The sequence below is a fragment of the Microcystis aeruginosa NIES-843 genome (assembly GCF_000010625.1).
In the GTDB taxonomy this organism is placed as follows: domain Bacteria; phylum Cyanobacteriota; class Cyanobacteriia; order Cyanobacteriales; family Microcystaceae; genus Microcystis; species Microcystis aeruginosa.
In genome coordinates this window covers 1,206,181-1,233,173 of record NC_010296.1, presented here as the reverse complement: position 1 = coordinate 1,233,173, position 26,993 = coordinate 1,206,181, and the positions used below count along the sequence as shown (strand labels likewise).

General features: G+C 43.3%; 23 protein-coding genes and 3 pseudogenes. 16 read left to right on the top strand and 10 right to left on the bottom strand.

Annotated features, from left to right (window positions below):
• The first annotated feature begins 17 nt into the window (after window positions 1–17).
• The gene (locus MAE_RS06065) at window positions 18–1,232 is read left to right on the top strand and encodes an ISL3-like element ISMae36 family transposase (protein ID WP_012264790.1); all 1,215 of its coding nucleotides are present in this window, start codon (window positions 18–20) and stop codon (window positions 1,230–1,232) included.
• A 26-nt stretch (window positions 1,233–1,258) separates the two neighbouring features.
• Window positions 1,259–1,597 (top strand): annotated as a pseudogene (locus MAE_RS06060) (tail length tape measure protein); the annotation flags it as partial.
• Window positions 1,598–1,801: 204 nt separating this feature from the next.
• Here the strand turns inward: MAE_RS06060 and MAE_RS06055 are convergent.
• Both MAE_RS06055 and rimM read right to left on the bottom strand, forming a co-directional pair.
• Window positions 1,802–2,237 (bottom strand): annotated as a pseudogene (locus MAE_RS06055) (transposase); the annotation flags it as partial.
• A 77-nt stretch (window positions 2,238–2,314) separates the two neighbouring features.
• Window positions 2,315–2,893, bottom strand: coding sequence for a ribosome maturation factor RimM (gene rimM / locus MAE_RS06050; protein ID WP_002795455.1), 579 nt, complete (start codon window positions 2,891–2,893; stop codon window positions 2,315–2,317).
• Between the two features lie 150 nt (window positions 2,894–3,043).
• Between rimM and MAE_RS06045 the strand changes: the two genes are divergently transcribed.
• Window positions 3,044–3,841, top strand: a complete 798-nt coding sequence (locus MAE_RS06045; protein ID WP_012264787.1) for a Tab2/Atab2 family RNA-binding protein — start codon at window positions 3,044–3,046, stop codon at window positions 3,839–3,841.
• Here the strand turns inward: MAE_RS06045 and MAE_RS06040 are convergent.
• The gene (locus MAE_RS06040; RefSeq protein WP_012264786.1) at window positions 3,824–4,618 is read right to left on the bottom strand and encodes a CPBP family intramembrane glutamic endopeptidase; all 795 of its coding nucleotides are present in this window, start codon (window positions 4,616–4,618) and stop codon (window positions 3,824–3,826) included. The genes MAE_RS06045 and MAE_RS06040 overlap by 18 nt on opposite strands.
• Before the next feature lie 419 nt (window positions 4,619–5,037).
• Window positions 5,038–5,424: an AbrB family transcriptional regulator gene (locus tag MAE_RS06035; RefSeq protein WP_002795460.1), complete on the bottom strand. Its 387-nt coding sequence runs from the start codon at window positions 5,422–5,424 to the stop codon at window positions 5,038–5,040.
• Window positions 5,425–5,956: 532 nt separating this feature from the next.
• Here MAE_RS06035 and MAE_RS06030 point away from each other — a divergent pair.
• The 3 genes from MAE_RS06030 (at window position 5,957) to MAE_RS06020 (ending at window position 9,802) form a co-directional block, all read left to right on the top strand.
• On the top strand, window positions 5,957–6,940 hold the full coding sequence (locus MAE_RS06030) for a succinate dehydrogenase/fumarate reductase iron-sulfur subunit (protein ID WP_002795461.1): 984 nt from the start codon (window positions 5,957–5,959) through the stop codon (window positions 6,938–6,940).
• A 73-nt stretch (window positions 6,941–7,013) separates the two neighbouring features.
• A complete protein-coding gene (locus MAE_RS06025) occupies window positions 7,014–8,015 on the top strand; it encodes a CsgG/HfaB family protein (RefSeq protein WP_012264783.1) in 1,002 nt (333 codons plus the stop codon).
• A gap of 824 nt (window positions 8,016–8,839) precedes the next feature.
• Window positions 8,840–9,802, top strand: coding sequence for a protochlorophyllide reductase (locus tag MAE_RS06020; RefSeq protein WP_002795465.1), 963 nt, complete (start codon window positions 8,840–8,842; stop codon window positions 9,800–9,802).
• Window positions 9,803–10,035: 233 nt separating this feature from the next.
• Here MAE_RS06020 and gltS read toward each other — a convergent pair whose 3' ends face one another.
• Together gltS and dnaK are read right to left on the bottom strand one after the other, a co-directional pair.
• Window positions 10,036–11,244, bottom strand: coding sequence for a sodium/glutamate symporter (gene gltS / locus MAE_RS06015; RefSeq protein WP_002795469.1), 1,209 nt, complete (start codon window positions 11,242–11,244; stop codon window positions 10,036–10,038).
• Between the two features lie 357 nt (window positions 11,245–11,601).
• The gene (gene dnaK, locus MAE_RS06010) at window positions 11,602–13,506 is read right to left on the bottom strand and encodes a molecular chaperone DnaK (protein ID WP_012264781.1); all 1,905 of its coding nucleotides are present in this window, start codon (window positions 13,504–13,506) and stop codon (window positions 11,602–11,604) included.
• A gap of 361 nt (window positions 13,507–13,867) precedes the next feature.
• Here dnaK and MAE_RS06005 point away from each other — a divergent pair, with 361 nt between their 5' ends.
• The 3 genes from MAE_RS06005 to MAE_RS33995 all read left to right on the top strand — a co-directional run bounded on the left by MAE_RS06005 (window position 13,868) and on the right by MAE_RS33995 (window position 15,963).
• On the top strand, window positions 13,868–15,049 hold the full coding sequence (locus MAE_RS06005; protein WP_012264780.1) for an RtcB family protein: 1,182 nt from the start codon (window positions 13,868–13,870) through the stop codon (window positions 15,047–15,049).
• An 81-nt stretch (window positions 15,050–15,130) separates the two neighbouring features.
• Window positions 15,131–15,751, top strand: a complete 621-nt coding sequence (locus MAE_RS06000) for a 4Fe-4S single cluster domain-containing protein (RefSeq protein WP_012264779.1) — start codon at window positions 15,131–15,133, stop codon at window positions 15,749–15,751.
• 38 nt (window positions 15,752–15,789) lie between these two features.
• On the top strand, window positions 15,790–15,963 hold the full coding sequence (locus MAE_RS33995) for a hypothetical protein (protein WP_012264778.1): 174 nt from the start codon (window positions 15,790–15,792) through the stop codon (window positions 15,961–15,963).
• Window positions 15,964–16,078: 115 nt separating this feature from the next.
• Here the strand turns inward: MAE_RS33995 and MAE_RS05995 are convergent, their stop codons facing one another.
• The gene (locus MAE_RS05995; protein WP_012264777.1) at window positions 16,079–16,843 is read right to left on the bottom strand and encodes a YebC/PmpR family DNA-binding transcriptional regulator; all 765 of its coding nucleotides are present in this window, start codon (window positions 16,841–16,843) and stop codon (window positions 16,079–16,081) included.
• A 390-nt stretch (window positions 16,844–17,233) separates the two neighbouring features.
• On the opposite strand from MAE_RS05995, the gene MAE_RS05990 reads away from it, so the two are divergent.
• The 7 genes from MAE_RS05990 to MAE_RS05960 all read left to right on the top strand — a co-directional run bounded on the left by MAE_RS05990 (window position 17,234) and on the right by MAE_RS05960 (window position 23,203).
• Entirely contained in the window at window positions 17,234–17,719 is a 486-nt protein-coding gene (locus tag MAE_RS05990; RefSeq protein ID WP_012264776.1) for a pentapeptide repeat-containing protein, read from the top strand.
• A 170-nt stretch (window positions 17,720–17,889) separates the two neighbouring features.
• Window positions 17,890–19,821: a transglycosylase domain-containing protein gene (locus MAE_RS05985; RefSeq protein ID WP_012264775.1), complete on the top strand. Its 1,932-nt coding sequence runs from the start codon at window positions 17,890–17,892 to the stop codon at window positions 19,819–19,821.
• A gap of 160 nt (window positions 19,822–19,981) precedes the next feature.
• Window positions 19,982–20,410 carry a putative toxin-antitoxin system toxin component, PIN family gene (locus MAE_RS05980; protein WP_012264774.1) on the top strand — a complete coding sequence of 143 codons (429 nt, stop codon included), beginning with the start codon at window positions 19,982–19,984 and terminating at the stop codon, window positions 20,408–20,410.
• A complete protein-coding gene (locus tag MAE_RS05975; protein WP_012264773.1) occupies window positions 20,407–20,652 on the top strand; it encodes a CopG family transcriptional regulator in 246 nt (81 codons plus the stop codon). The genes MAE_RS05980 and MAE_RS05975 overlap by 4 nt, the downstream gene beginning before the upstream one ends.
• Window positions 20,653–20,936: 284 nt before the next feature.
• Window positions 20,937–21,533, top strand: coding sequence for a GUN4 domain-containing protein (locus tag MAE_RS05970; protein ID WP_012264772.1), 597 nt, complete (start codon window positions 20,937–20,939; stop codon window positions 21,531–21,533).
• Between the two features lie 212 nt (window positions 21,534–21,745).
• Window positions 21,746–22,321, top strand: coding sequence for a Uma2 family endonuclease (locus MAE_RS05965; RefSeq protein WP_012264771.1), 576 nt, complete (start codon window positions 21,746–21,748; stop codon window positions 22,319–22,321).
• Between the two features lie 72 nt (window positions 22,322–22,393).
• Complete coding sequence (locus tag MAE_RS05960; protein ID WP_012264770.1) at window positions 22,394–23,203, top strand: DNA adenine methylase; 810 nt, start codon at window positions 22,394–22,396, stop codon at window positions 23,201–23,203.
• Window positions 23,204–23,653: 450 nt separating this feature from the next.
• Here the strand turns inward: MAE_RS05960 and MAE_RS28655 are convergent.
• The 3 genes and pseudogenes from MAE_RS28655 to MAE_RS05945 all read right to left on the bottom strand — a co-directional run bounded on the left by MAE_RS28655 (window position 23,654) and on the right by MAE_RS05945 (window position 26,929).
• Window positions 23,654–24,738, bottom strand: a pseudogene (locus MAE_RS28655) (IS30 family transposase).
• A gap of 29 nt (window positions 24,739–24,767) precedes the next feature.
• A complete protein-coding gene (locus tag MAE_RS34750; RefSeq protein WP_125732089.1) occupies window positions 24,768–25,220 on the bottom strand; it encodes a hypothetical protein in 453 nt (150 codons plus the stop codon).
• A gap of 47 nt (window positions 25,221–25,267) precedes the next feature.
• Entirely contained in the window at window positions 25,268–26,929 is a 1,662-nt protein-coding gene (locus MAE_RS05945) for a purple acid phosphatase family protein (RefSeq protein WP_002795484.1), read from the bottom strand.
• Window positions 26,930–26,993 lie beyond the last annotated feature (64 nt).

Below are 26,993 nucleotides of genomic sequence, written 5' to 3'. Positions count from 1 at the left end.
ACGAGATTATTTTACTTATGATACTTGACAAATTTTTGAACCTAAAAGGAACCTGTATTCAAGGCTATCTACACCTAGAAAATATCGGTATAGTTTGCCGAATCGAATCGAAAAATCAAAAAGCAACCTGTCCTCGTTGTGGGTTAGAGAGCGATAAACTCCACCAAAATCATCGACATTTAGTCAAAGATTTACCAATCTCAGGTCAACCAGTATACCTACAAGTTAATCGTCGTCAATTTAAGTGCGATAATTGTCAGAAACCCTTGAGCGAAGAGTTAGATTTTGTCGCCAAGAAACGAACCTATACGAAAAGACTAGCCGCAAATATACTCGAACAATTAAAAGAAGGAGATATTTTAAATGTTAGTCGAATAAATGACGTAACGGAAGAAGAGATTCAAAGAATGATAGAGGACATCGCCGAAGAAATTACAGAGCCAGACCTATCGGAATTAAAAAGACTAGGAATTGATGAAATCGCTCTAGTCAAAGGACAAAAAAATTACTGTGCGGTTTTAGTAAATTTAGATACGGGAAAACTAATAGCTATTCTAGAGAAGCGAACACAAGAAGAGTTGAGGGAAACGCTTACTGGGTGGGGAAAAGAGGTGTTAGAGCAAATTGAAGAAGTGAGCATAGACCTTTGGTTGCCCTATAAAAATTTGGTGAAAGAATTGATGCCATCGGCCGAGGTAGTCGCCGATAGATTCCATGTCATGAAACAAATTAATCAAGAGTTAGACGAACAGAGAAGAGCGGAAAAAAGAGCCGTAGAAGCGCAGAAAAATAAAAAACAGAAAGCGGAAAAAGAAGCGAAGCTAGAAGTTTTAAAGCGAAGTAAATATAGCCTGTTAAAAAATGAAGAAGATTTAACGGAACCCCAAAAAATTAAACTAGAAGCTATCAAAGAAAAATTCCCAAATTTGAAAAAGATGCAGGAATTAAAGGAAGAATTCAGAAAGATTTATGAAACCTCAAAGAATCCGACAGAGGGACTGCTATCCATCTCGGAATGGTTGGCAAAATCCTCCATTGTTTTTACCAAGAGTTGTCAAACAATCCGAAACTGGTTTGGAGAAATCATTAGTTATTTTGAGCGAAGGACAACGAATGGGGTGGTCGAGGGAATCAACAATAAACTTAAACTAATAAAACGGAGAGGCTATGGCTTGAGAAACTTTCGGAATTTTTGGGTTAGAAGTATGTTATCTTGGCATCTTGTATGTTGATTTAGCATAAAGGGTAACGAAGAGCCTTTTTATGTATGTTGGCTTATTATGTGGAATGGCATTTAAAACAGTCTTTGGCTCCTTTGTTATTTGAGGATGAAGAAATTGATGATGGTTCTCTGAATGTGATTAAAGCGAGTCGCAGTGAATCGGTGCAATCTAAGGAAAGAAAAAAACGGAATCAAGAGAACTTTCCTGTGCATAGTTTTCGGACTTTGTTGGAAGACCTGGGGACAATTTGCTTGAATACAGTGGAATGTACGATTAGAGAGGGAAGTTATCGTTTTTCTAAGATAACTCGACCGACTCAACTGCAACAAAAAGCGTTAGATTTATTGGGAGTTTCCCTGATTTGTACCCAGTAACGGGGTGCTGGAAATTCTCTTAATCCCTCCTACAGCATAGGTTATGGCTTTTTGTCAACGGGGAAGTCCAGTTATTAGAAAAGTCATGATCAAGCTAGAGGTTTAAAGACTGAGCGGGTTGCAATTATTTTTATTAATAAATATTTTACACAATTCATACCAGGTAAGCAAGAGGGCTACGCCACTACTACCGAATCATTACCAACTTTTTTTCCCGTCGTAGAGATGGGTAGTGACGGTGACTATTCCCTTGTCTGTGGGAGCCAATTTCTCCCAGGTACTGCCTCCCAACTCCGGCGGTCAGATTGCCGCTTTTTCGATGTCCTGAGTCATCGACAATCAGCGCAAATCCTCGGGGGATTCCCGTCTGGCGGCATTGGTTCATCACTTGCAACCGACATTCATTTACCTTACGGTCTGACCAAGTCGATTCGGTCAAAAAGTGATGTAATCGGTTATAAACTACTCCGACGGCATTATTGGCCATTTGAGTGAGGTTTTTCCTCTCACTTTCCCCTAATAATCCTCCTAAATATTGTCTGAAGCCGTTTTTTTGCGCTTCGTTTTTGAAGCAATTGTCAAACCGCCGACACCATCGGTCAAAGCATGGGGGCATTGCGGCTGGGGTTGTCTCTTTCATCGCTGCTCTCTCAACGTCAAGTGCTTACTCTGTAACGATTATACTCTATTATACTCTTGTTGATCGTTTAAGTCCCACTAGGATAAATTGATCTCTAATAACCCCGGTGGTGGCGCAATCTCGATGCGTGCCGCTTTCAGATCCACCAGTGGAACAATTTCTTTGACGAAGGGGACCAAGGCCCTGGCCTCTGAGTCGGAGGATGGACTTTTTTTCTTGACAGAGGCGAGATTTGCTTCTAGTTGCACTGCTAAAATGTCATTACCCGCCCAGAAAATATCTACCACAACCCCGATTTTTTCTCCTGTAAGGTGATGATAAACCTCTAAGTTCACTAGCTCGCTAACATGATATTCATCCGCTTTTAGGCGCGGTTTTTCTAGTTTATTCGCCCATAATTTATATCCGCGCAAAGCTTCGGCTTGTTCCCGATTTTCAACCCCCTCTAACTTGATAACATAAACATTTTTGCCCGGTAGCTCACGTCCCCTGAGCAGAGTAATTTCTCGGATTTCTCCCCCCTGGGGTCCTTGTATTCCCCTCATCCCTCGCTTCTGAAAACGTTCGGGAAAATCTGATACCGATAAAACTCGCAATTCTCCCTCCAGTCCCTGGGGTGCTACTATTGTCCCAATTTCTAGCCAATTTTCTTCCATTGTCTCGATATTTTTTGCTATAGCTTTCCCTAGTATATAGCCTTTTTTGTCTCGCTCCTAGATTTTAAAAGTCTTGGTAAGGTAAAATTTTTAGTTGACCTCTACTCCTGACCATTTTTTGACTTTTTACTGGTGACTTTTTACTGAATTATGACTATTTGGCAAGCGGATTTTTATAAATCTTCATCTTCTTCCCCTCTTGGCACAGTCTGGCAATTGTTAATTTCCGATCCTCTCGGTCATCTTATCTATGAAAATTCCTGTCCCCAATCCCAAGCTAATAGCGACTGGTTAACCCAACAGTTACAGCAAGCTTGTCAAGTCTCCCCCCCAGAAATTATCCAAGTTTTTCGCCCCCAATGCGCCAATTTATTTCTCCTCGCTGGTCAGAATTTACAGATCAAAATCGAGTTAACCCGTCACGTTAACGCCCTGAAAAAACAGCTAGAATTGCGGCAAATCCCCATAAATATCGACTATCCTCCACCACAACCCGTACCCGACCAATTTTTAGGTCAAGAGTGGCGTTTTGCTCGTTTTCCCGCCGTTGATTTAGTTAACTTTTTTGGCGATCGCCGAATACCGATTCTTTCCCTACCAGAGGCCTTTTCTCCTTTAAAACTAGGTTTAGCCTCCACTTTAATGATCCCCAGTGTGGTTATTACCGGTGGTAAAAAATCTCTGGCGATCGCTCGTTGGTTAGAGGAAATTAACCCAGTATTTATCGATCATATTCCCACAGAAACGGGGCGATCGGGCGGTTTAGTCTTGGAATCGGGTCTAAATGAGCGTTGGATTTTCCTGACCTACGAAGATGAAGAAGTGGCCCGGGCAGCCAATGCTTATCAAGCAACCAAAGAGGAAGGCCAAGGTTTACACTTTCTCCTCATACAACCGGATGATTCTGGTCGCACTTTTACCGGCTTTTGGCTACTGAAGCAAGTTTAACCCCCAAGCTGTCCCCAAGAGGCAAAGAATGCCGGCTAAACCCGCTAAAGGTTGGTTATAGATACCTTTAACCCAAGCTAACCCAGAATCGCTGTAAGACATCAATTCGGCACTGTCTAGCAAGGCCAATCCCCATACCCAACCGCCATGAAGTCCCCAAGCTAATCCTAAACTACCATGATCGATCGCCCGCGCCCAGACCAGAACCATCCCCATCAGAAATAAACCGGGTAGTTGCGGCAGCGTTTGCTGACGTTCCCAAAGCAGGTGCAGCAGGGCAAAAATTAGGCTAGAAATGGCTCCCGCCACCCAAAAACCGTATTCTTGGCTTAATTGGCTCAAAAAGATGCCCCGAAAGATTAATTCCTCGGTAATACCCACCCAGAGGGCCACTATCAACAGGGGTGAACTCAAGAAAAAAGCGCGAGTGAGGTTTTTGGGCTGCCAATGTACCCATGTCAAAATCCCCTCTAGGAAAAAAATTATCCCTAATCCCACCACTGCTAGGATTAATCCTTTAGTTAGGGAGATAAATAGGGAAAATGACCAAATTAATCCGTAATTATGGAGGCTGCTCCCCTCTATCTTTAATAATCCCCAGATAACTAAGGGAGCCAAGACGTAAAGAGAGGCCACCAGTGGCAATTTCTGGTCAGGTTTTGTCCCTTGCAGCGGTTGCCATCCCAAACGACTCCCTAAAACAATGGCAATGGGCAGCCAGAGAATTAACCAGACTAACAGGAAAATAATAATTTTTATTAAGGCAGCAATGTCCATTGTCAATTAGGTGTTAGAGAAGTGGGGTGTGGGGTGTGGGGTGTGGGGTGTAGGGTGTGGGGTGTGGGGTGTGGGGTGTGGGGTGTGGGGTGTGGGGTGTGGGAAGAATAAACAAAAATAATCTCCTGAATACTAACTCGGAGTCTCCTGTCTCCTAACACCCATAAAACCAACCCCCTAGGCATAGGATAACTGTGGAACTTTGCTCTGGAAAAGCCTAGCTCCAACAAAAATCCATCCCTAGGGGGTTGCGAAAAAGAAGAAAAAGTGCTTAAGGAAAACCCCTCGAGTTGATGAAAGAGGCGGTCAGGGGTTAGAATTAGGGATAAGAATCTATATTGTCTTTTTGGTCGGTCTTGTCAAAACTAGCCCTTTTGACTGCCGATTTTTTTTATCCTTATCCCTACTCCGTAACCTATTTAAGCTTCTACTGGTTCTTCTGATTCCATTTGTTTGAGGTGGATGTGCTTGTAGCCAAGTTTGATTTCAAATTCATCGCCGGGCTGCAAGTTCATTTGTTCGGTATAGGTGGAACCGATGACGATTTGACCATTTTTGTGGACACTAACCCGGAAAGTGGGTTCGCGGCCGCGGCCATCTTTAGTGCCTTCGGGATCGAGAGGAACCCCTTTTGCACCCAAAACAGCATCGTAAAAGTCGGTTAAATTGACCCGAACTTGACCATCTTTACTTTGGGAGTAGTAACCACAACGTTTTGCCGTTTCGCGACGGGGTAAGTGGGCCAACTCTTTGACTTTTTGTAGTAGAGCTTTCCCGGTTAGGGGAGTAGGAGAGATATCACTCATGGTACTTTTAAATGTCCCTTGATTTTTGACTGACTGTCAATTAAGTTTACACTGACAAATTGATCATACCAAAAATCTTGCCAAAAATGTCTAGAGGGGAATAATAAATTTTTTAAAACTGATGGTTCGGTGATGACAATCGTGCTAAGAAGACCCCAGACTAGGTAGTAAGTGTAAACCTTGTGGGGGAGAGGAAATTTTTGGTTAAGACTCTCGCAATTTTTGGTCGGGTGCGAGGAAAACAGGGAGGAGAAAGTGAGGACATAAAACCGATCAAGCTATACCTAGCAAGGAATTGAGAAACTATACTTCTGGTTGGAGTTGGCAAAAAACTAATGACCCAGAGCAGTAAATCCGGGGTGATTAAACTGTTTTCCATCGACTTGCCCATCTATGATTAGGTCTAGATACCCACCCCTTGGCTCAACCGACCGGGGAAAATCTTAAGGATTAATTACCATTACTAGCTCCCCTTTGGCCCGTTAACATCGATTATCCTGAGTATTAGGAGTCCCTCATCCCCGTGCCGAGTATGGAAGTTTCTTTTAAAATTCTGCGTCAACGACCCAACGACACCCCCTACCTAGAAAATTTTACCCTAGAGGTGGAGGCGGGAAATACAATTCTCGACTGCCTTAATCGCATCAAATGGGAACTTGATGGAACTTTGGCCTTTCGTAAAAATTGCCGCAATACAATTTGTGGCAGCTGTGCGATGAAAATTAACGGCCGTTCGGCCTTGGCTTGTCAAAAAAATATCGCCAGTGAATTAAACCATTGTAGCCAAAAAGATGCCGGAGAAATTCCCGAAATCACGATCGCCCCTCTGGGTAATTTACCGATTATCCGGGATTTAATCGTCAATATGCAACCGTTTTGGGACGATTTAGAAAAGGTTGAACCTTATATCAGTAGTCAAGCACGCACCATTCCCGAACGAGAATTTCTGCAAACTCCAGAAGAAAGAGCCAATCTCAATCAGATGGGTAACTGCATTATGTGCGGCGCCTGTTATTCGGAATGTAATGCCAAGCAAGTGAATCCCGATTTTGTCGGTCCCCACGCTTTAGCAAAAGCGCAGCGCACCCTAGCAGATTCCCGCGATGGTAATCAGGAAAGTCGCCTAGAACTTTATAATCAAGGCACCGCAGGGGTTTGGGGGTGTACGCGCTGCTATTTCTGTAATGCGGTTTGTCCCATGGAAGTGGCTCCCATGGATCAGATTAGTAAAATTAAACAGGAAATACTCGCTCGCAAGTCGGACGATAGTAGTCGTCCCATTCGTCACCGGAAAGTTTTAGTGGAATTAGTCAAAGCAGGGGGATGGGTTGATGAACGCAAATTCGGCCTCTATGTGGTGGGCAATTATTGGCGCGATTTACAGGGTTTATTAAGTATTGCCCCCTTGGGATTGCGGATGATTGCTAAGGGTAAATTTCCCACTTCCTTTGAAGCTTCCGAGGGAACCGAGGAGGTGAGAGGTTTAATTACTGCCATTCAAAATTCTCGCTCTTGATCACTCTCGATAGTTAGAGCAATTTTCAGATGTATTATGATCTATATTCTATTTGACTGGAGAACCCCTTATCATGTTCGATCGAGATAGTATCCGTGGTTTTTCTGCCCTAATCACCCTTGTGGGAGTCGCTTCTAGTTTGGGTTTTAGCTTTAACGCACCGGCTTTCTCCCAAGCTATCTCTAACAATTTACCCCTACTCTTAGCCCAAAAAAGCGAAAAGGTGCGAGTAGCGGTTTTAGACTTCGATTATAGCGGTCTCAGTAATCCCCAGTGGTTAACATTTCTCAATGGTGGAGCCAGTGGTGTCAGTGATATTCTCGTCAATAGATTGGTGGAAAGTGGTCGCTATACAGTCATTGAGCGCAGTCGCATTGATGCTGTCCTCAGAGAACAGAATTTGGGGGCTTCGGGACGGGTAGATGCCGCTACCGCCGCTCAAATCGGGCAAATTTTGGGGGTAGATGTGGTGATTATCGGTTCGATTACCCAATTCGATTTACAAAAAAAACAATCCGGTGGCTCGTTTATTATTTTTAGCACCGCCAAGACAGAAACCGATGCTTTTGTCAAGTTAAATGTCCGGGCAATTAATACCACCACGGCCGAAATTATTACCACCGCTCAGGGAGATGGTACTGCCAATCAATCCGATGGTTCAACCGTGGTTTTAGGCGTTGGGGGTGGTTCCCAAACTTCCAATGAAGGGAAATTACTCAGTATTGCCACCGATAAGGCAGTGGCGCGGGTGGTGGATAATCTCAATGATAAAGCCGACCAAATCGCCGCTACACCTCGCTCGCTCCCGACTGTCACCGCTTTAGTGGCTGCCGTGGCGGGAAATCAGGTAATTCTCAATAAAGGTACGGGAGAAGGCTATCGTGTCGGTTTACGCATTTCCATCGAACGGACGACTCAAACGGTCAAGGATCCGCAAACGGGTAAGGTTATCCGTCAGATTACTCAACCGATTGGCACTCTCGAAATTGTCGAAGCTGATGGTCAATCTAGCGTCGGTCGCATCATTACCGGTAATGGTTTTAAAGTCGGTGATTTAGCTAAACCCATTCGTTAATCGGGAATTATGAATTATGAATTATGAATCGGAAAGTGGGGAAGTGGGGAAGTGAGGAAGTGGGAAGTGGGAAGATCGGTAAACTTAAATCTGATAACTGATCACTGATAACTGATCACTGATCACTGATAAGTGAACACTCACGAAAATTTGAAGTTATTTGACACTCCCGTCGCACTAAGCGCTTCGGGATTCTTAGTTCAACGAGTCCACTTAAATTAGATGCCTTGCGTTATCCAACCCAGAGGTGGTTCTCTCCCTAAGCGTTACTTTTCGTATGCCCTACGATAGTCCCCCTTGCCCCCCCCCGACGTCGGGGGGGGCAAGGGGGGGGTACAAAGTTTGCTTGAATTGAAACGTTAGCTTCAAATACTGCTTTGTCTATTTCCTGTAAAGATTTTACATCACGAGCAGGGGGAAACTAGAACTATTGAGTAGAACCCCATATCTTTAATTGTCAAGGTGCAGATAGCGTAGTGGTTAGACTACATGGGTTTTTAAAGCGGTTGATTACCCTATCCGCTCTACTTACATGGTAGCTATTTGGCCTGAGTAGGTCAAGACCCTTACAAGAAGAAGTTATTCGAGATTTTGTCAGGAGACTGGACGCTTATTTTTAATCGTGCTTCGTGTCACTGAGCCTTTACGTTGAGCCTTTACATTGAGCCTGTCGAAATGTGTCGAAGTGCTGTTTTATATTGGCGCTTGGTTTCATCCCGTCCCTAAAAGCGACGGGATGAAACCCCGACATTTGAGATAAAATTTATAATCGGAATCCTTTGGATATTCCCTAGACCAGAGCGATTAACGAAAATTATCAAAAAATGATACAAGATAAAAAACCCACGGTGATCATTACTGGGACAACTTCTGGAGTCGGTCTCTACGCCGCTAAATCCCTTGCTCAAAGAGGTTGGTTTGTGGTTATGGCCTGTCGGGATATCCCGAAAATGGAACAGGCTGCCAAGGAATTGAACATTCCCCGGGATAACTACTGTATTGAATTTATCGACCTCGGTTCCCTCGATAGCGTCCGGCGCTTCGTTAAAAATTTCCGGGCCTTGGGCCGCTCTCTAACCGCTTTAGTCTGCAATGCCGCTATCTATCTGCCTTTGCTCAAAGAACCCTTAAGAAGTCCCGACGGTTATGAATTGAGCATGGCCACCAATCATTTAGGTCATTTCCTGTTGTCAAATTTGCTCTTGGAAGATCTAAAAAATTCTCCCTCTCCCGACCGCCGTTTAGTCATTCTCGGCACTGTCACCCATAATCCCGATGAATTAGGCGGTAAAATTCCTCCTCGTCCCGATTTGGGCGATTTGGAAGGGTTTGCCAAGGGTTTCAAAGAGCCGATTACTATGGCCGACGGCAAAAAATTTGAATCGGTCAAAGCCTACAAAGATAGTAAGGTGTGTAATGTTCTCACCATGCGGGAACTGCACAAACGCTATCACCAATCGACCGGAATCACTTTTACTTCCCTCTATCCGGGTTGTGTGGCCGATACACCCCTTTTCCGCAACCATTACCCCTTTTTCCAGCAGTTTTTCCCCTGGTTCCAGAAAAATATCACCGGTGGCTATGTTTCCCAAGAATTAGCCGGGGAAAGAGTCGCTATGGTGGTTGCTGACCCCGAATACCGTCAATCCGGTGCTTACTGGAGTTGGGGCAATCGTCAGAAAAAAGAGGGTAAATCCTTTGTTCAAAGGGTTTCTCCTCAAGCTCGCGACGATGAAAGAGGCGCAAAAATGTGGGAATACAGCGCTAAATTAGTCGGATTGGCCTAATTTCCGATTTTGAGCCTGAAAAAGGACACAAGGTAACTTGTGTCCTTGTGGAAACGGGGAGTGCCGGAGCAGCAAGAAACAATCCATAACTGGGTTTTTAAAGCTTGATTGGCAGTTAATGATACTATTAAAAACGGATTTGGTATTATTCCGATTTTACTGCAAGCTTTTGCCAATCTTGACGGAAAAGATTAGTCAACTTTCCTCAAAAATTACTTGATCGATAAAAATTTTTAAGTCAGAAAATTCAAAAATTGCTGGATGATAAAAGCATTAGACAAATCGATAAAAAATGCCCCCACCAAAGGAACAATAATAAATGCCTGGGGAGAAGCCCCAAAATGTTCCGTCACCGCGGTCATATTGGCGATCGCTGTGGGAGTTGCCCCTAGAGTTAAACCCAAATAACCGGCGCAAACTACTGAAGCATGATAGTTTTTTCCCATTACGGGAAAGACCAGTAAAACAGTATAAATAATACTGAGTGAGAACTGCACTAATAACAGGATAGCAATCGGTCCGGCCAAATCGATCAATGTCCATAATTGTAAACTCATCAAGGACATAGATAGGAATAAACCGAGACTAACATCAGAAATTAAGGCTAAAGAGGGCGTATTAGCGGGCCAAGGAAAGCGTTTCAACACCAAAGGTACGGTATTAGTCAGGATAATTCCTGCCAATAAACAGGGGACAAAATCCGGTAATTTTAAACCAAGGGGAGTTACCCAGTAGTTAATCTGATTACCTAAACCGATAGTTAAACCAATCACTAAGATTGAATGGAGCATTGTATTGTAATCGATATTGACATTCCTCTGGCTTTGTTTAATTCCCACCGTTAAATCTTGGTCTTGATTATTGGCTCGCAGTCGATTTCTAGTAATTAACCATTTAGCCACCGGTCCGCCAATAATTCCCCCTAAAACTAGCCCAAAAGTAGCACTAGCTACACCGATTTCTGATGCTTTGGCGATGCCATAATTATCACGAAAAATAGAAGCCCAAGCAATGGCAGTCCCGTGACCGCCACTCAAAGAAACGGAACCAGCAATCAAACCGATGGGTAAATCTAATCCCATCACTTTTGCCACTCCTAACCCAGCTAAATTTTGTAGAATGAGATAAACCACGGCGGTTATTAATAAAATTAGCAAGGGTTTACCCCCTTGCAGCAGGGTTTTTAGTTTTGAGGACAGCCCGATAGTAGTAAAAAAAACGATTAACAGGGCATCCCGAACATTAAGGGTAAATTCAATTTGCCATTTAAAAACAGCAAAAAATAGACCGAAAAATAAGGAAGCTAAGACACCACCAGCAACGGCATCAGGAATGTTATAGTCTTGCAGAAATTTGATATTTTTGGTTAAATACTTACCGAGATAGAGGACTAGAATAGCCATAATAATTGTCTGGCGTTGGCTAAATTGGTAAATTTCCATTTTCTTAATCTTAGTTCTCCAAGATGCTCTACTTAGGGTTGGCGGCAAAAAGTACGGGCGAAGCATTCGGATAGAAAATCTACGGTTTCACCGATAGGTTATTGCCCGAATGCTTCGCCCCTACAGGACGCGGGCCGATGAAGACGCAAGGTTTTGAAGCACGATTCTCTCAAAATCCTGCACCTGTTTCGCTCGTAAAGCCACAAAATCCCTACCTTGCCTACATTTCACATTTATTCAGCAGACCCTACTTAAGTTTAGTCCTAATTTTCAGTAACAACCTTATCTGTAAGAAAGCCGCAATGAAAAAAGGACACAAAGTAAATTGTGTCCTTGCCGAAGCTAGGAACTTAATTTTTATTTAGCGTCGGAGAATTCCGCATCGATGACATCATCGCCACCACCAGCACCACCAGAGGGGCCATTGCCATCATTGCCACCGGTGGGATTACTAGGGGCCCCTTGCTGATACATACTGCTACCGATCGCGTAGAGGGCTTGTTGTAATTCCGGTAGGATGGTTTTGATCTTACCATCATCGTCTTGAGCGATCGCTTCTTCCAGTTCCTTAATCAATGCCTGGGCTTTATTTTTCTCGGATGGGGGAACCTTATCGCCCAACTCGGCTAACTGCTTCTCAGCTTGATAAACCACGTTTTCAGCTTGATTTTTGCGTTCAATGCGTTCGCGACGTTCCTTATCGACTGCGGCGTTCGATTCTGCCTCATTAACCATGCGTTCCACTTCATTTTGGGGCAAGGTAGAAGCGCCGGTGATGCTGATCGATTGTTCTTTTCCTGTACCTTTATCCTTAGCGGTGACATTTAAAATACCGTTAGCATCGATGTCGAAGACCACTTCGATTTGAGGCACACCACGAGGAGCGGGAGGGATACCATCGAGTCGGAAAGTTCCCAAACTCTTGTTATCTTTGGCCATTTCCCGTTCCCCTTGCAGGACGTGGATTTCCACGTTAGTTTGTCCATCTACTGCCGTGGAGAAAACTTCCGATTTTTTGGTGGGGATAGTGGTGTTGCGGGTAATAATCCGCGTCATCACACCGCCGAGGGTTTCCACACCCAAAGACAGGGGCGAAACATCAAGCAGAAGAATATCTTTGACTTCACCGGCGAGAACACCACCTTGAATGGCAGCACCGACGGCTACCACTTCATCGGGGTTAACGCTTTGGTTAGGATCTTTGCCCAGAACTTTTTTAACTAATTCCTGGACGGCGGGAATCCGGGTTGAACCACCGACGAGAACCACTTCATCGAGGGCAGATTTATCGATTTTGGCATCACGGATGGCATTTTCGACGGGAATCCGACAGCGATCAATTAAATCGGCGCAAATTTCCTCAAATTTAGCTCTGGTTAGGGTAGTATCTAGGTGTTTTGGCCCTTCGGCGGTAGCGGTGATGAAGGGCAGGTTAATTTCCGCTTGGGTAACGCTAGAAAGCTCAATTTTGGCTTTTTCTGCCGCTTCTGTGAGACGTTGCAGGGCCTGTTTATCTTGACGGAGATCTATTCCTTCAACTTTTTTGAATTCTCCGGCTAGATAATCAACGATTTTTTTATCGAAGTCATCACCACCGAGATGAGTATCTCCAGAGGTAGCGAGAACTTCAAAGACACCATCACCCACTTCTAGAACCGATACGTCAAAGGTTCCCCCACCCAAGTCAAAAACAAGAATGGTTTCGTTAGCTTTTTTGTCTAATCCGTAGGCAAGAGAGGCGGCAGTGGGTTCGTTGATAATGCGGAGAACTTCAATCCCAGCAATTCTACCGGCATCTTTGGTGGCCTGACGTTGGGAGTCATTAAAATAAGCGGGTACGGTGATGACTGCTTGGGTAACGGTTTCGCCGAGGTATTTACTGGCATCTTCCACCAGTTTCCGCAGTACCTGGGCGGAAATTTCTTCGGGGGAGAATTGTTTGCCCTGGGCGGGACAGTCTAATTTAACGTTGCCGTTGCCGTCTTGGAGAGTTTTGTAGGATACTTCTGTGGCTTCGTTGGTAACTTCGTTGAATTTCCTGCCGATGAAGCGTTTGACGGAATAAAAAGTATTTTGCGGGTTCATTACCGCTTGACGTTTGGCGATTTGTCCTACTAGGCGATCGCCACTTTTGGCGTAGGCGACGACTGAGGGCGTGGTTCTAAATCCTTCGGCGTTGGCGATAACGGTGGGTTTGCCCCCTTCCATAACCGCAACGCAGGAGTTAGTCGTCCCTAAGTCAATTCCAACTACTTTTCCCATAATCTTTGTGCTGCTCCGATACAACTATAGTGACTTCTAGAATCGGAACTGTACTCGGTTTTTAGGCGATACCCACCCCTATCAGTTCCTTCGTTATCTCTATAGTGCAAAATAACCCCGCTTTCTCGATAGTGTAGGTATCCGAACCTTTTTGGTAGTATTACAGTAGTCGGTAAACCTGCGGTGAAAGTCAAAAATTCTCCCGGAGGGCAGTCTGAACGAGTAATTTAGATAGTCAACAGCTTATCCTCTGGCGCTAAAACACGATCGCCGATCACAATTTATCTAATTCATCGCAGAATCTCAATTGCCTTATTGTCTTGGTTACATCGGCTTTTTACCTGATTATTTCATAAAAACTATGGCTTACGAAACTCTGGATATTTCCACACCGACACCGATTTTATCTTGGGCGGGGCATGAATTAGGACCCCAAGAAACCCAAATGGCCAAAAATGTCGCTTCCCTACCTTTTGTTTATAAACACATTTCTTTAATGCCCGATGTTCACTTGGGTAAAGGCGCTTTAGTCGGTTCGGTGATTGCCACCAAAGATGCCGTAATTCCTGCCGCCGTCGGAGTCGATATCGGTTGCGGCATGGCTGCCCTAAAAATGCCTTTTACTGGCGAACAATTGCAGGGAAAACTCAAAAAAATTCGCCTCGATGTAGAGGCGAATATTCCCGTCGGTTTTGCGGAAAATAAAGAAGTAGATCGGGAAGTGACTAAATGGCCAAAATGGGCGGAATTTAAACAGATTCATCGAGGCGTGCAGAACCTAGAGAAAAAAGCCCTTAAACAAATGGGTTCTCTGGGGGGTGGTAATCACTTTATCGAAATTTGTTTAGATACAGACAATCAAGTTTGGTTAATGCTCCATTCCGGTTCTAGAGGTATTGGTAATCAACTGGCACAATGTCATATTGATACGGCCAAAGAGTTAGCAAAACTAGCAGAAGGTAAATTACCTGACCTCGATCTGGCCTACTTTGTTGCCGGTACAGAAGAATTTACCGCCTACTGGCACGATCTACAATGGGCGCAGGAATATGCCCGTTATAATCGGGAAATTATGATGGCTAGATTTAAACGCATTGTTGAAAAACATCTAGCGGGAGGCAAACCAACTAAACCCCTCTTAGTGGTTAATTGTCATCACAATTATGCTGAAAAAGAAATTCATTTTGGGGAGGAGGTTTATGTCACCCGCAAAGGAGCAGTCCGCGCTAGAGAAACCGATTATGGTATTATCCCCGGTTCCATGGGAGCGCAATCTTATATTGTTAAGGGCAAAGGAGAACATAATAGCTTCTGTTCCTGTTCCCACGGGGCCGGGCGCTTGATGTCGAGAAATCTGGCTAAAAAAACCTTTACTCTTGATGATTTAATCGCCCAAACTCAAGGGGTTGAATGCCGCAAGGATGAGGGAGTTATTGATGAGATTCCGGGAGCTTATAAACCGATCCAACAGGTGATGAATCAACAGGCGGATCTAGTGGAAATTGTCGCCACTCTCAAGCAGGTGCTGTGTGTCAAAGGTTAACAAATCATTGCCAGAGCGATCGATTTTTGTCGTTTTTTCCCTAGCATGAAAAAGATAGGAATCGATCGAGGATTATAAGCGATGAGTCTGACTATTGCTGCCCAATTAGCACAAATTCCCGCCCATCATCTCAATATCATGGGCTATGTGGATGAATCCGCCGTTAACGGCCCTGGCTGTCGGGCCGTGGTCTGGGTACAGGGTTGTTCTCGCGAGTGTCGGGGTTGTTTTAATCCAGCTTCCTGGTCCTTTAAGATCAATCAATTAATTACTGTTGAGTCTCTAGCTGCCAAAATTTTGGCTAATCCCCGCAATAGTGGCCTAACTTTCTCCGGAGGTGAACCTTTTTGGCAAGCAAAAGCCTTGACAGAATTAGCTAAATATGTTAAAGAAAAAGGCTTAAATGTGATGTCCTTCACGGGATTTACGATCGAACAATTGCGCTCAACCCAAGCACCGCCTCACTCTCAAGAATTATTGGCCCAGTTAGATATTTTGGTGGATGGGGCCTATGTGGAATCCCTCGCTATTCATTCCCCCGATTCTCCCGTTTCTTCTAGCAATCAACGGATTCATGTCCTCAATCCCGCTCTGGAAGATCAGATTAATTGGGCATCGGATCAAGTGGAAATTCATATTCTCAAAGACGGAACCCGAATTTTGGCTCTTCGGTTTGTGTTATGCAATGGACGGGGGTTATAAGGGATGGAACCCTTATATAGAAAGGCATTTAGCGATTTTTGTCAATTGTTTTTGCTCTAGAGCGAACTAATCAATTAAATCTATTGCCAGATAAGGATTCAGTCGATTTATGCCCCCATATCGAACCATACCAAGTCCCGAAGAGCCCGAATTTTTACGGGATTTTGGGGACAGATTATCTCTTGATCAGGCCCAGAATCAGTAATCAGTGATCAGTAAACAGTAATCAGTGATCAGTAATCAAGATTGTCCCACTACTTACTCTCACTTCATACCGCGCACTGAAAAATCAAATCTGATCAGTGATCACTGCCTAGGAATTTAGGATCACAGATCCAGTAACATCAATTCCTCGACTAAATCAAAATTAGCCGTTACCGATTGCACATGATCGAGGGATTCTAGGGTGTCGATTAACTTCAATAAAAAACGGGCCTGTTCTCGATCGCTCACTTCTAGGGTATTAGTGGGAATCCAGCGTAATTCTGCTTCTTTGACCTTAAATCCCGCTGCTTGCAGAACCTTATTCAATCTCTCCAGGTTAGACACCTCAGTAAATACTTCTGCTCCTTGACCTTCCTCCTCACTGTCAAAAAACTCGTAGGATTGGGCCTGGCCCTCTAGGGAAGCTTCTAAAAGCTTATCCTCATCAATAGTTCCCTCAAGGCGAATTACCCCCTTATGGTCAAACATCCAGCCCACACAGCCCGTTTCACCTAAATTACCGCCATTTTTGCTAAAAGCCGCCCGCAGAGCCGCCGCTGTGCGATTGCGATTATCGGTCAGTGCTTCGATCAGGATCGCCACACCCCCCGGACCATAACCCTCGTAGCGAATTTCCTCAAAAGCCGAGTCATTTTCCCAAGTTCCCGCCCCTTTAGCGATCGCTCTTTCGATATTGTCATTGGGAATACCGGCCGCCTTGGCTTTTTCGATCGCCGTGCGTAGCTGAAAATTGCCCGCCGGATCGGGAACACCGTTACGGGTAGCCACAATAATGGCCCGGGATAACTGGGTGAAAGTTTGCCCTTTTTTGGCATCAACTCGGGCTTTTTGTCGTTTAATATTTGCCCATTTACTATGACCAGCCATATCTGTCTAAGATATCCAACATCAAAAATCTAGCAGATCGATCGCCCTTGGTAAATCCGGGGATAATTGTCAACGAGTGCCGGGTAATAGACCTCTTGTGAAAACTAAAAATTGTTGTTAGGGTTAGGAGTCAGTAGCCGGTCGTCAGGAGAATTAAGAATGAATAATAATTAACTAAATGGTCTATTTACAGATTTTAGGCAGTTTAATTCTTATTTTTGCCGTTTTTGAACCATCAAAAATTAATTATCCAAGAGGTCTAATGATCATAAATCCTGTTTGGAAGCTATAGGGGGGCGGCTAGTTCGAGCATTTGTACTAAAATTCCCGATATGCGGTTTAAATCCAGTACAGCTTATTATAGAAAAGGTTGATTGATCAGGTGGCAATATGGCGCAATTTTCTCGCAAAACTCTACTAACCTTGGTTGCTAGTATATTAGTATTATTATCCTCTTTAGCTCCGGCCCAGGCGCTAAGTTATAATAACCGTAATTTGACCGATAATGACTTTGCGGGGCAGGATTTGCGCGATTCCACCTTCGATCACTCTAATCTGCGCGGTAGTAACTTCAGTCGTGCCAACCTGGAAGGAGTACGCTTTTTTTCTGCCAACTTGGAGGGGGCCAACTTTAGCGATGCCAATATGAGAAATGTGGATTTAGAATCGGCCCGTTTAACCAAAGCCAACTTTACCAATGCCGTTCTCGAAGGAGCTTTTGCCACTAACATTTTAATCAAAGGTGCAATTATCGACGGGGCCGATTTTACCGATGCAATTATTCGCTCCGATGTGGAAAAATATCTTTGTGAGAGAGCGACGGGAACTAACCCAGTAACTGGCAGAAATACCCGCGATACCCTATTTTGTCGCTGATACCTAACTATGCTGCCCCGAATCGCGCTGTCATGACCGATCAAACTAGAGCCAGATCGGCCATAATTGCTGTAAGCTAGTATTCAATTTTTTAACACAACCTTTAGAATAGACTTTCAAGTCAGTTCGATCGATCAGTCCCCTCTTGGAAAAAGGAAATTGTAACCATCGTGTCCACCAGTACCCTCGGCAATCAAGACAAAGAGCAGAAACCTAGTAGTGACTCGGATAGCTTTTTCCAAGGAGTCTCCAGAGTCGCAGGGGGAACTGTTCTCGGCCTGTTGATGGTATCCACGGCCGTGGTGACTGGGGCTGTGGTAGGATTAGCGATTAGTTACCGCAATCTACCCGATGTGAGGATTTTACGGGGTTACGTCCCCACGGAAACCAGTTATATCTACGATGTTAAAGGCAGACCCCTGACCAGCTTACACGGGGAAGCGAATCGGGAGGTGGTGGAACTCGATCAAATTTCTCCCAATCTAAAACGCGCCGTGATGGCGATCGAAGATAGCCATTTTTATCACCATCGTGGTATTAATCCTAATAGTATCGGCAGGGCAGTAGTCGCTAACTGGAAAAGTGGCGGTGTGGTGGAAGGTGCATCTACTATCACCATGCAGTTAGTCAAAAATATTTTTCTCTCCCATCAGCGCACCGTTAGCCGTAAATTAGCCGAGGCGGTCCTGGCAGTACGAGTGGAACAGGTTTTTAGCAAAAATGACATTCTGGAAATGTACCTCAATAATATCTATTGGGGTCATAATAATTACGGAGTGCAAACCGCCGCTAAAAGTTATTTTAATAAACCCGCTGCCCAGTTAAATTTAGCAGAATCGGCGATGATGGCTGGTTTAATCCAAGCGCCGGAAGTTTATAGTCCTTTTAATAATTATAAAACCGCCAAGGAAAGACAGGCACTGGTTCTCAGTCGGATGCGTACTTTAGGTTGGATTACCCCCGCACAGGAAGAGGCCGCTTTAAAGGAACCTCTGAAACTGGGTAAACCCACCGCTTGGCAAGAAAGTAAATTACCCTACGTTACCGATGCAGTGGTGGCAGAATTGCGGCAAAAATTTGGCAAAGAAACCCTAACTAAAGGGGGAATGCGGATTCAAACCACGATCGATCTCGACTTTCAAAACATGGCCGAGTCCACCATCCAACGGGCCTATAATAGCTTGCGTCGTCGCGGTATTCGCACCAAAGACCTACAAATTTCTCTAGTCGCAGTGGATCCCCGCACCCATTTCGTCAAGGCGCTCGTCGGTGGCGTTGATTACAATAAAAGTCAATTAAACCGCGCCATCCAATCCCGTCGTCAACCGGGGTCAGCTTTTAAACCTTTCGTTTACTATACTGCCTTCGCTAGTGGTCGTTTTACCCCCGAAACGGTAGTTAATGATGCTCCCATTCGTTTTCGCGAGGCCGGCGGCTTCTATAGCCCAAAAAACTACGGTGGCGGCTATTCTGGTCAAGTTTCCCTGCGTAGCGCTCTGATGCAGTCTCTGAATATTCCCGCAGTTGTTCTCGGTCGTCGTGTCGGGATAAATAAAGTCATTGAAGTCTGTCGTCTGTTGGGTTTCGAGAGTCCTTTAATTGCCGTGACCTCTTTACCTTTGGGTTCCGTGGATGTTACCCCTCTGGAAATGGCGGGGGCCTACGCTACTTTTGCCAGTAATGGCTGGCATTCCGATCCTACCTTTATCATGCGTGTTACCGATAGTCGCGGTAACGTCATGCTCGATAATACACCCAAACCGAAGCTAGTTTTAGACCCCTGGGCCACCGCTTCTCTTAACTCTGTCCTACAGGGAGTTATTCAGGGAGGAACAGCAACCTCGGCCCAAATCGGTCGTCCAGCAGCGGGAAAAACCGGTACTACCGATAACGAGAAAAATGTCTGGTTTGTCGGTTATGTTCCCCAATTAGCCACCGCAGTGTGGATTGGAGATGACCGAAACCGCACTTTAGGCAAAGGTATCACCGGTGGTGGTTTTGCCGCTCCCATTTGGCGCGATTTTATGGCACAAGCTCTTAAAAATGAACGGGTAGAATATTTTCCTTCTCCTTCCAAATTCCGCAAACCAACAGTTAAGTAGATAGTTAATCTAATTGGTTTGATCGTAATTTATCGATCGAGTAAAGGTGGCTAGGTTTTTGTAAGAGCGCCAATTCAAAAATGAAACCCACGCTATTTTTGTTCTGTGATGATAAAGTTAAGATGTAACTGTACCAATAATCATCGTTGCCCAGTTGCGAATGTCGTTACCTCAGATTGTTATTGATACCAATGTCATTATTGCTGGATTAAGATCTAGGCGTGGAAGTGCGTTTCAACTTCTTAGCCTTATAGGTACAGGAAAATTTGATATGCACTTATCTGTTCCTCTCGTCTTGGAATATACAGATGTCCTATTGCGGGAGTTGCCCAATCTCTATTTAAGTCGAGAAGAAGTAGATGACTTAATTGATTTCTATTGCTCGGTGGGGATACCTCATAAAATTTTCTTCCTGTGGCGACCATTTCTGCGTGATCCCAAAGACGATATGGTATTGGAGCTTGCAGTTAAAGCAGGATGTCAGAGTATAATCACATATAACACCCGTGACTTTGCTGGTGTTGAGCAATTTGGTTTATGTCTGCTTGAGCCTTCAGGTTTCCTACGATTAATAGGTAAGTTACCATGAGTACCATCCAAGTTCAAATTCCCGACTCATTACAGAAAAGTTTAGATGATCTAGCGGCTCGTGATGGAATTTCGATCGATCAATTTATCTCTACTGCGATCGCTGAGAAACTTTCAGCGTTGATGACAGAAAATTACCTAATAGAAAAGTCCAAAAAGGGAAGTCGAGAAAAGTATCAGGCAATCTTAACAAAAGTTCCCGATGTTGAGCCAGAAGCCTATGACCGGCTGCCGACTGTCTGACATATCACTGCACCCGACTTTCTGCTAGACTTTGACAAGGCGGGTGAGTTCAACCGTTAGATCGATAGCGATATACCCATTAAGTTTGTCTATTTCTCGAAGGGATTAGACGAGCAAAAATGGTTAGCTTCGTTGCTGAGTTCCGAGAAATTATCGATGATCGCAAAGGTTAAGAATCGATAAGCGGGAGCGGTCACGAAGTGTTCTAAGCCATGATGCAAGCAGATCGAGGTATCACCAATCATTGCACCCGACTCAATCAAATTGACTAGCTGAGAGACTGTATGTCTGGGAAAAAGTTAGGTATTCATACTACTATCGAAATTGTAGCTTTTCTATCAGCTTTGGCTACAATTATGGGTTTTGTCTATTTTTTCTATGATCGCCACTTTGTAACTTGTAAACCTATGGAGGGATTTTCGTCAAACAGAGATGCTTATTATTCATGTCTTCGTAAACTGCTTAAAGAAAATAGGTGGGAGGACGCTAATAGAGAGACTCTAAGACTAATGTTGCAAACGGTCAATAGAGAAGGAGAAGGATTTATAGATACAAAAACTATGAAAGAATTTCCTTGCAAAGATTTGTTGATTATTGAAGATTTGTGGTCAAAAGCAAGTCAAGGCAGATTTGGCTTTGATACTCAGCAAAAAATATGGAAAAGTGAAGGCGGTGAACCCTATTTAACTGATGAGAATTCAGAGGCTTACCATAGGTTTCGCAGTGCAGTGGGATGGAAAAAAGGAAAAGATCCTAACTTTTCTCTGAATGCTCCACATGGCCATTTACCAATATTAGGATCTCATGGAAAAATAGGAGGAATTGCAAACACATATCGAATTGCAGAGTGTCTAGAAAAGAAAGAGTGGGAAGCGCCATAACCAAGGTGAGAGCATCTGAAAAGCTATTGACAATTGGCCAATTTTGTGATCCCCGTGGGCATTTCCAGTGATACCGGTCAGTTAGAATAGTTAAGAAATCGACCCATTTGATTGAGAGGGCAAATTCTCCTCAAATATACCTGAATCGTCGGTAAGCAACCCAGATAAAGTTCATTTATAATAAAGTCACAAAAAAACCTTTGCTTGAACCGATGACGACTTCCTTGACTGAGGGTATCACCCTTGAAGATTTCCTCGAATTGCCATATTTGGAAGATTCTCCAGCATGGGAATACTTGCATGGAGTCGCAATTCAGAAACCCATGCCTAAGACTCGACACTCTATCCTGCAAAAACGTCTTTTAGCTGCGGTTGACAGCCACACTGTTGATTATACAGCCTTACCTGAGTTGCGATGTACCTTCGGCGGGCGTTCGATCGTTCCTGATGTTGCCGTAATTGCATGGAATCGAATTAACCTCAATCAAGCAGGTGAACCAGAGGACGACTTTAGGGAAGCACCTGATTGGACTATCGAAATTCTTTCACCGGATCAAAAGGTAAACCGTGTAATTGACAACATTTTACATTGTTTAAAACATGGCAGTAAATTAGGATGGATGCTTGATCCAGATGATTATTCTGTTTTAATGTTTACTCCCCAACAAGAGCCGGAAGTTTGCAGAGGGGATCACCAGCTTAAGGTAATTGCAGGGGTTCAGTTGACACTGACTCCACAACAAATCTTTGCATGGCTAAAAGTTGGTCAAGCTAGACAAAGTAAGTAGAAGTCTGGGGAGAAGCACGAGGACTAACTTGGTCGTTAGACGAAATTCAATAATAAACGGATTTAGTATAAAATGTCAAAAATTAAAAGTCCCTTGCGCTATCCGGGGGGGAAATCCCGGGCAATTAAGCAAATTCTGCCGCAAATTTCTGTCAATATTAGGGAATATAGAGAACCTTTTTTTGGTGGTGGTTCTGTGTTTTTTGCTGTTAAGCAACTCTTTGGACAACAAATAAAAACCTATTGGATTAATGACTTAAATTATGATTTATATTGTTTCTGGCAATGCGCTCAAGAAAATATTGAGTTATTGGTAGCAAAAATAACAGAAATTAAACAGAAATATGATAGCGGACGAGAATTATTTCAAGATTTGACAAGGGAAGATTTAAAGTTAACCAACTTTGAGAAAGCGGTGCGTTTTTTTATCTTAAATCGGATTACTTTTTCGGGAACAGTGGATTCGGGGGGGTATTCCCAAGCAGCTTTTACCAGTAGATTTACTGATTCATCGATAGCCAGATTAACTCAAATTGCGCCGTTATTAGCATCGGTCAAAATTACTAACCAAGACTACGAAGAATTATTATTTGCTGAGGGAAAAGAAGTTTTTATCTTTCTCGATCCCCCCTACTATAGTGCCACAAAATCCCGTTTGTACGGTGTAAGAGGTAATTTACATACCAGCTTCGATCATCAACGTTTTGCCGATAATATGCGTCAATGTCAGGCTAAATGGTTAATTACCTACGATGATTGTCCAGAGATACGAAAACTCTTTGATTTTGCCCATATTATCGAGTGGAATCTTCAGTATGGCATGAATAATTATAAACAAGGAGCGGCGGCATCTGGCAGAGAATTAATGATCAAAAATTATTAGTGCCAGATTGTAGTGGAGTATTTAGGGCTTGCTGAATAAATCTAAAAACCTTGTTGGGTAAGACTTTTAGACCTTTTGTCAATCAAAAAGTACTGGAGCTGGGAGTGATCGGGGGGAAATTTAGGCACTTTTTCCCTGAAAATTAGGTAATTGGCCACCTCAAAACTGGTAAAACCCCACACCCCACACCCCACACCCTGCCCCCAGGAAAAACTTTTTGCCGCAAACCCTATTTATCTACCATAATTTAGCTGGCATTATCGATAAAGATTTGTAAAAATCATCAAAAGCCTTGCTAGGAAAGTCATACTAAATCTGGTTATTAAAGAATGATTATTTATTCCCCCTTTTGCCTATTGCCTATTGCATGAGTGCCTGTCCTCATAAGTAGCCTATACTCAACGGATTTAGTATAAATATGTCTCTACCGCTATAATGAAGTCGGCCAATTCAAGTCTGAATTGCATCACCGTCTGATCTACCTTCATAGAATACCTCATTCGGGGTACGATAGTCAAGACATTTTCGAGGACGATTGTTAATCAAGTTTACGGCTCTTTCTACCTGCTCTGGCTTAACAATTTTGAAATTCGTTCCCTTGGAAAAAAATTGTCTTAAGTACCTAAGCAAAATTAATTACACATATCTAACCACCTCTTGCCTCTTGCCTCTTGCCTATCTTCACTAGGAAATTAATTTTGCACGACTACTTAACAGTCCATTGGTATGCTCGTTTAATCCCCTCTCCCAAGAATGATAAGGAGTAGCAAAATAAAAATCTGCTCCTAGTTTCTGACTCAACTCTTGATGTCCACAAAATTCTTTGCCGTTGTCACAAGTAAAGGTTTTTCTTTTGTCAGGGTGAATCTCTTGGAAAAGTTTTTCTGTGACAAGGGTTGATTTCCGATGCGGTTTTGTTTTTGGCTAATCCTGCTACTAGAAATTTCGAGGCCTTGTCCACATGAGTAACGAGAACTCCTAGATGATTGACTCCAATCATTGTGTCACTTTCCCAATGACCGATTTCGGTTTTCTGGTCAGCAATTGCTGGTCGCTCGCTGATATCTACAGGCCCTGGAATCCCTCCACGCTTACTTTTTGCTCCATTTCGACTCTTTCTTTTTCCTCGTCCTTGACGTAGGCATTCTTGATACTTTCCACAGTCAAGGGTAGTTCTGATAGATCATTTGATAGATGGTTTCATGACTGAGCGATTCTTGACCAGCTTTTTTCAGACGACCTGCTATTTGTTCGGGACTATGATAATCTTTCAATCCTTTTTTCACCAACTCTAAGGCCGACTCGCTGACATTTTTAAAGGGTTGTTTGGCATTTTTTCGGCGCGTCTCGCTTTGAGCTTGTGCTGTGTCAGGTAGATAGCACCCCAGGGAACTTTGATTCCTTCTTAATTCTCGTGATATCGTGCTTTGATGACATCCGAGCCAGACGGCCATTTGCCGTTGAGATAAATTTCCCTCTTGACTAAGTTGGTAGAGTAAGTTTCTTTGTTCTATGTTAAGATGTTTTCGGCTCATTTTTGGGTCTGATTTGTTTTTGTTAATGCTCAGACAGTACCTGATGAGCCTTTTTCTGTCAACTCTTGAGGTTGATGCGTTTCATTTTTGAATTGGCGATTTCCTCCTCGAATAAACCAAGTAATTGTGGCACTGGTAAAAGCAGTGATAGCGACAATAGCTATTTGTTTCCAGTTTTTTAATTCCCCAACTTTCTCGATTAAATCGGGAATTTTTGGGGTTAATACTGCTTGGGATTGAATTGTTCCTTCAATTTTAGCTGTGATAATTTTGACTTCCGTAATTTCTTGGTGTAGGTTAATAAATTGCTTGTTATTTTCTTCTCTCAGGGTTTCTAGTTGTTTGCGATTATCTTCCTTTAGCGTATCAATTTGCTTGCGGGTTTCTTCTCGCAGGGAAATCATTTGCTTGCGGTTTTCCTGTCGCATTGCCGAGAGTAAGTCTTTCAATTCTTGAATATCATTGCTGGTGACAGTAGTCATAGAATTAACCCCAAGAGAATCTATTTAACCGGCACTCTTTGATTTTATTAGACTTCACCTACGCTAAAAAGGGAAAATTCATCAAATTTAATTACCTCGGAGTCAGGATAACGGGTATCAAAACGATAACTGCTCACGGTTCCTTTTTCTGTATCTAAAATGCTAAAAACCGTCAGATCATTACTGGCAATATAGGGTAAAGGTTGATTAACCCAATCCACTAGAGGAGCAATGTTCGGGATAATTGCTTCTAATCCATTAGGATTACCGATGGCTGCATAATTTCTATCGAGGGGTACAGGACGTTTTTTATCTCCTAAATGAGCGCCATAACTATTGCCAACGTTAGAAGATTCGAGAAAATTCATACCCTTAGGACTAAGAAAACGATTCCATAAATGAGAATGACCATAAAAAACCAAATTAACCTTGGCTGATTCTAATAAAGGAATTAGATCACGAATAATATAATCATTTTCTCGGGGATAATCATAACGTACCGATGTAACTTTTCCCGTGGTATCCCGTTGAATTGTCGGCACGGGATTGGTGTAAGGTGGAACGATATTTCCTCCTAGGGTATGGGGAGGATGATGAAACATAACTACTTTATATTTAGCCTCTTGAAATTCTCGACTATTTAACTCTTTTTCTAACCATTGATATTGAGGACTACCCTGAGCAATTGGCTCAAAAATATGCTGACCGTAACCCCAGCGGTCGGGTCTATCTAAATCTCTTTGATTTTCGTAATATCTTCCCCTTGCACTGGGTTCTAAATTGGGATTTCTCCAGATATTAGTAACATATAAAACCACTAAACGAATATCGCCAAAGGTTAGAGAATAATATTTATTTTGAGGCAAAGAAAAAATTTCTTCGTAGGTTTCTGTGTTGAAAGCATTATTTTTTAACCAGGTTTCATTAATTGCTGCTGTATCCTCTGCTAGTTGTTTAGCAGTAAACTGAGGAATAGCATCTTCAAACTGTTCATTTAAACCTCTGGAAGTAGAAAATCTGCCCATAACTTCATGATTACCAATAGCAGGAAATAAGGGCGCATTTTGAATAATTTCTCCCCCTTTATAAATAGTCTGAATACCATTCTTTGTCAGAGTATAATTGGCACGACCTTGTAAACAGGGAAAGAATGCCCCACCGCGAATATCATCAAACCATTCGGAAGCTCGATCGGGTATATTAACTAAATCTCCTGCTAAAAAAACTGCATCTACCTGTCCAATAGTTTCGCTAACTTTTTGTAAATTAGCGGCAGTCATGGGCATTAATTGATGATCGGAAGTGAGCAAAATTTTGAGATTAGTTCCTTTTTTGGGTCTTGGGGTAAGGGTATAAATATCACTTATAATCGCTGTATTTTCCTGAAAACTGGTGACTTGATAGGGAATCCTTTCCCCGGGATTTAAATCAGTAATTTCGGCCTGATGTCGCCAGATTTCTCGAGCGGTTAAAGATTGATAAGCTTCAACGGTTCTCGATTTTGCATCTTCTCTAACTCTAGTTAATTTGCTAGTGCGAGCGAGGGCAATTTTCTCTAGTTTTTCCCCGTAGCGCACCTGATGACGAGCGCCAAAAAATTCCGTAAACCAAATCACTTGTACTGATGTTTCGGTGGGTAATTGTAAAAAAGGTTCGGTTAAAAGTTGATTCTTGTTCATTGTCGCTAAAAGATAACTGCTGTGCTGCATTTAAACGGTCTTAAGGAGTAATTGAGATAGTCCACAGCTTAACCGGCAATAACTGGCAGATTCC